Here is a 5457-nt window from a genome sequence, read left to right as displayed (position 1 = left end):
GCAAAGCGACCCCAAGATCGAAAGGACACCGCAAATGACCTGGCAACCCCACATCACCGTCGCCACCATCGTCGAGCACGAAGGCAAGTTCCTCTTCGTCGAAGAGTTCAAAGCCAACCAGCATGTCTTCAACCAACCCGCCGGCCACCTCGAACCCAACGAGACCCTACCCCAGGCCGCCCTGCGCGAAACCCTGGAAGAAACCGCCTGGGAAGTGGAGCTCACCGGCGTGGTCGGCATCTACCTCTACACCGCCCCCAGCAACGGCGTGACCTACCAGCGCATCTGCTTCGCCGCCCGCCCCGTTCGCCACCACGCCGACCTGGCCCTGGACAGCGACATCGTCCGTGCCGTGTGGCTGACCCGCGACGAGCTGCTGGCCGACCCCACCCACTGGCGCAGCGAGCTGGTGCCGCGCTGTCTCGACGACTACCTCAAAGGCCCCTTGCACAGCCTCGAACTGCTACGCGACTGACGCAACGTCGCGGGTTTGATAGAATCGGCGTTTTTCCCCTCTGATACACACCGGTACCCATGACCAGCCCAGCACTCAAAGACCCCGCCAAGACCCGCGTCATCGTCGGCATGTCCGGCGGCGTGGACTCTTCCGTCTCCGCCCTTCTGCTCATGGAGCAGGGCTACCAGGTGGAAGGGCTGTTCATGAAGAACTGGGAAGAAGACGACGGCACCGAATACTGCACCGCCCGCGAAGACCTGGCCGACGCCCAGGCCGTGTGCGACCGCATCGGCATCAAGCTGCACACCGCCAACTTCGCCGCCGAATACTGGGACAACGTGTTCGAGCACTTCCTTGAAGAATACAAGGCTGGCCGTACGCCCAACCCGGACATCCTCTGCAACCGCGAAATCAAGTTCAAGGCGTTTCTCGACTACGCCTTGTCGCTGGGTGCCGACCTGATCGCCACCGGCCACTACGTACGCCGCCGCGACACCGGTGAGCTCACCGAACTGCTCAAGGGCCTTGACCCGAACAAGGACCAGAGCTACTTCCTGCACGCCGTCGGCGGCAAGGAAATCGCCCGCACCCTGTTCCCGGTCGGCGAGCTGGAAAAGCCCGAGGTGCGCGCGATTGCCGAGAAACACGGCCTGGCCACCGCCAAGAAAAAGGACTCCACCGGCATCTGCTTCATTGGCGAGCGCCGTTTCAGCGACTTCCTCAAGCAGTACCTGCCAGCCCAGCCGGGCGATATCGAAACCACCGAAGGTGAAGTGATCGGCCGCCACCATGGCCTGATGTACCACACCATCGGCCAGCGCCAGGGCCTGGGGATTGGCGGCCTGAAAGATGCCGGTGACGAGCCGTGGTACGTGCTGCACAAGGACCTGACCCGCAACGTGCTGGTGGTCGGCCAGGGCAACGAACACCCATGGCTGTTCTCCCGCGCCCTGCTCGCCTCGGAAATCTTCTGGGTCAACCCGATCGACCTCAGCCGCCCACGCCAGCTGACTGCCAAGGTGCGTTACCGCCAGAGCGACCAGCAATGCACCCTTGAGCTGACCGAAACCGGCTACCGCGCCGTGTTCGACGAGCCGCAGCGCGCCGTCACCCCGGGCCAGTCGGTGGTGTTCTACGACGGCGAAGTGTGCCTGGGCGGCGGCGTGATCGAAGCCGCCGAGCCGTGGAGCCCGCGCGCATGAGCAACCTGCAGGAGCAATTGATTGCTTTGGGCGGTGTATTCCAGGCCGCCGTGCTGGTTGACCGTATCGCCCGCACCGGCCAGGCCAGCGAGGCCAACATTGGCTGCATGCTCGGCAGCCTGCTGGTCCGCGACCCCAAGGACACCCTGGAAGTGTTCGGTGGCGACGACCTGAACCTGCGCGACGGCTACCGTGCACTGGCAGGCGCCCTGGAGCGCGACCCCAGCAGCCTGCAGCGCGAGCCGCTGCGCTATGCCCTGTCGATGCTGGGCCTGGAGCGCCAGCTGAACAAGCGTGGCGACCTGCTCGACACCATCGGCAACCGCTTGCCGCAAATCCAGTCCCAGGCCGAGCATTTCGGCCTGGTTCATGAAAACGTCATCGCTTCCAGCGGAGCCTTGTATCAGGACACGCTCAGCACCTTGCGCCAGCGCATCCAGGTGCACGGCGACATGCGCTTCCTGCAGCAGGCCAGCAACGCCTCGAAGATCCGTGCCCTGCTGCTGGCCGGCATCCGCGCCGCCCGGCTGTGGCGCCAACTGGGCGGGCACCGCTGGCAGCTGGTGTTCAGCCGGCGCAAGCTGCTGAACGAACTGTATGACATGATGCGCAGCCCCAACTGACAGGCTGCGCTCCCACAGGGTCTGCCACCAGATCCCAATCGGGCCGACCTTTGGTCAGCCACCCGACTCGGGCGCAATTTTCATGTATGATATGCGCCCTTCCAAAAGCCTGACTGTCCGAGAACACCCCATGCAGCTTTCTTCGCTCACTGCGGTTTCCCCTGTAGACGGCCGTTATGCCGGCAAAACCCAGGCCTTGCGCCCCATTTTCAGCGAATTCGGCCTGATCCGTTTCCGCGCCCTGGTCGAAGTGCGCTGGCTGCAGCGCCTGGCCGCCCACCCGCAGATCGGCGAAGTGCCGGCGTTCTCCGCCGAAGCCAACGCCCTGCTGGACAGCCTGGCCACCGATTTCAAGCTTGAACACGCCGAGCGCGTCAAGGAAATCGAGCGCACCACCAACCACGACGTCAAGGCGATCGAATACCTCCTCAAGGAGCAGGCCGCCAAGCTTCCTGAGCTGGCCAAGGTCAGCGAATTCATCCACTTCGCCTGCACCAGCGAGGACATCAACAACCTGTCCCACGCCCTGATGCTGCGCGCCGGCCGTGACGACGTGCTGCTGCCGCTGATGCGCCAGATCGCCGACGCCATCCGTGCCCTGGCCCATGCCCACGCCGAGGTGCCGATGCTGTCGCGTACCCACGGCCAGCCAGCCTCGCCGACCACCCTGGGAAAAGAACTGGCCAACGTCGTGTACCGCCTGGAGCGCCAGATCGCCCAGGTTGCCGCCGTGCCGCTGCTGGGCAAGATCAACGGCGCCGTGGGCAACTACAACGCCCACCTGTCGGCCTACTCGCAGATCGACTGGGAGCAGAACGCCCGCGCCTTCATCGAAGACGAGCTGGGCCTGCAGTTCAACCCGTACACCACCCAGATCGAGCCGCACGACTACATCGCCGAGCTGTTCGACGCCATTGCCCGCTTCAACACCATCCTTATCGACTTCGACCGCGATGTGTGGGGCTACATCTCGCTGGGCTACTTCAAGCAGAAGACTGTCGCTGGCGAAATCGGCTCGTCGACCATGCCGCACAAGGTCAACCCGATCGACTTCGAAAACTCCGAAGGCAACCTGGGTATCGCCAATGCGCTGTTCCAGCACCTGGCCAGCAAGCTGCCGATCTCGCGCTGGCAGCGTGACCTGACCGACTCCACCGTGCTGCGTAACCTGGGCGTGGGCTTTGCCCACAGCGTCATCGCCTACGAAGCCAGCCTGAAAGGCATCGGCAAGCTGGAAGTGAACGAAGCCCGCATCGCCGCCGACCTGGACGCCTGCTGGGAAGTGCTAGCCGAGCCGATCCAGACCGTGATGCGCCGCTTCAACATCGAAAACCCCTACGAGAAGCTCAAAGAGCTGACCCGTGGCAAGGGCATCACCCCGGACGCGCTGCTGACCTTCATCGACGGGCTGGACATGCCAGCCGACGCCAAGGCCGAGCTCAAGCTGCTGACCCCCGCTACCTACATCGGTAACGCTGCAGCGCAGGCCAAACGCATCTAAGCTGACCGTCGCGTACAACGCCCGGCCTGGCCGGGCGTTTTTATTCCCGTACGAAAATTACGTTTTTTCAATAGGTTGAACATGAATCCTGATACTCCACTGCAGCTGCTCGGCGGCATCTCGGCCCGCGAATTCATGCGCGACTACTGGCAGAAGAAGCCGCTGCTGGTGCGCCAGGCCTTCCCGGACTTCATCAGCCCCATCGACCCCGACGAACTGGCCGGCCTGGCCCTGGAAGACGAAGTCGAGTCGCGTATCGTGCTGGAGCACGGCGCCCACCCGTGGGAGCTGCGCCGCGGCCCGTTCAACGAAGACACCTTCGCCGAGCTGCCAGAAAAAGACTGGACCCTGCTGGTACAAGCCGTGGACCAGTTTGTCCCAGAAGTGGCCGAACTGCTGGAAAACTTCCGTTTCCTGCCCAGCTGGCGTATCGATGACGTGATGATCAGCTTCGCCGCTCCGGGTGGCAGCGTTGGTCCGCACTTCGACAACTACGACGTGTTCCTGCTGCAAGGCCACGGCCAGCGCAACTGGAAGATCGGCCAGATGTGCAGCAGCGACAGCCCGCTGCTGGAGCACGCCGACCTGCGTATCCTGGCCGAGTTCGAGCAGAGCGAAGAATGGACCCTGGAGCCAGGCGACATGCTCTACCTGCCACCGCGTCTGGCCCACTATGGCGTGGCCGTGGACGACTGCCTGACCTACTCGGTCGGCTTCCGCGCCCCAAGCGCCGCCGAAGTGCTGACCCACTTCACCGACTTCCTGGGCCAGTTCCTGCCTGACGAAGAGCGCTACAGCGATGCCGACGCCCAGCCAGCCAGCGACCCGCACCAGATCCAGCACGACGCCCTCGACCGCCTCAAGGCGCTGCTCGACAAGCACATGAACGACAAGGACCTGCTGCTGACCTGGTTCGGTCAGTTCATGACCGAGCCGCGTTACCCCGAGCAGATCGTTGGCGAAGAGCTGAGCGAAGAGGAGCTGATCGATGCCCTGGAACAAGGCGCCATCCTGATCCGCAACCCAAGCGCACGCCTGGCCTGGTCCGAATTCGAAGACGACCTGCTGCTGTTCGCCAGCGGCCGCAGCTGCCCGCTGCCGGGCAAACTGCGCGAGCTGCTGAAGCTGGTGTGCGCGGCCGATGCCCTGCATATCGACAACCTGGCAGACTGGCTGCAAGACGAAGATGGCCTTATGCTGGTACAGCAGCTGGTCAAACAAGGAAGCCTGGGATTCGCCAATGAATAAGATCAGCGTTCGCCTCGCCGACTGGCACAAAGACAACGCCGACATTCGCCGTATCCGTGAGGCGGTGTTCATTGCCGAACAGCATGTACCGCCGGAGCTGGAGTGGGACTCGGATGACCCGACAGCGGCACACTTCCTGGCCCTGGAAGGCGACTACCCGATCGGCACTGCCCGCCTGCTGCCAGACGGGACGATCGGCCGGGTATCGGTGCTGAAGGACTGGCGCGGCTTGAAAGTGGGTGACGCGCTGATGAACGCAGTCATCGTCGAAGCGCAGAACCGCGACCTGAAGCAGCAGATGCTCAGCGCTCAGGTGCATGCCACACCGTTCTACGAGCGCCTGGGCTTTCGCGTAGTCAGCGAGGAGTTCCTCGAAGCTGGTATCCCGCACGTGGACATGGTGCGCGACTCGCGCGCCTGACCCGT

The 5457-nt window shown here is 63.7% G+C and carries 6 protein-coding genes; all 6 read left to right on the top strand.

Translation table 11 applies throughout. The features are described 5' to 3' along the window. Positions 1-34: 34 nt before the first annotated feature. Positions 35-475, top strand: a complete 441-nt coding sequence (locus tag ACF8MI_RS04540; RefSeq protein WP_060497756.1) for an NUDIX hydrolase — start codon at positions 35-37, stop codon at positions 473-475. Positions 476-534: 59 nt separating this feature from the next. Next, positions 535-1659, top strand: coding sequence for a tRNA 2-thiouridine(34) synthase MnmA (mnmA, locus tag ACF8MI_RS04535; protein ID WP_060497757.1), 1125 nt, complete (start codon positions 535-537; stop codon positions 1657-1659). Further along, on the top strand, positions 1656-2282 hold the full coding sequence (gene hflD, locus ACF8MI_RS04530) for a high frequency lysogenization protein HflD (protein WP_104834319.1): 627 nt from the start codon (positions 1656-1658) through the stop codon (positions 2280-2282). Before mnmA ends, hflD begins: the two co-directional genes overlap by 4 nt. Before the next feature lie 130 nt (positions 2283-2412). Continuing rightward, on the top strand, positions 2413-3783 hold the full coding sequence (gene purB, locus ACF8MI_RS04525) for an adenylosuccinate lyase (protein WP_060497759.1): 1371 nt from the start codon (positions 2413-2415) through the stop codon (positions 3781-3783). Between the two features lie 81 nt (positions 3784-3864). Next, positions 3865-5031 carry a cupin domain-containing protein gene (locus tag ACF8MI_RS04520; RefSeq protein ID WP_016711508.1) on the top strand — a complete coding sequence of 389 codons (1167 nt, stop codon included), beginning with the start codon at positions 3865-3867 and terminating at the stop codon, positions 5029-5031. Continuing rightward, positions 5024-5452: a GNAT family N-acetyltransferase gene (locus tag ACF8MI_RS04515; protein ID WP_019096721.1), complete on the top strand. Its 429-nt coding sequence runs from the start codon at positions 5024-5026 to the stop codon at positions 5450-5452. The genes ACF8MI_RS04520 and ACF8MI_RS04515 overlap by 8 nt, the downstream gene beginning before the upstream one ends. Positions 5453-5457: the final 5 nt, after the last annotated feature.

It is taken from the genome of Pseudomonas sp. yb_9, assembly GCF_043103635.1.
Taxonomy (GTDB): Bacteria; Pseudomonadota; Gammaproteobacteria; order Pseudomonadales; family Pseudomonadaceae; genus Aquipseudomonas; species Aquipseudomonas monteilii.
Note: the sequence above shows the minus strand (reverse complement) of the source record. Positions and strands in the feature narration are given on the sequence as shown.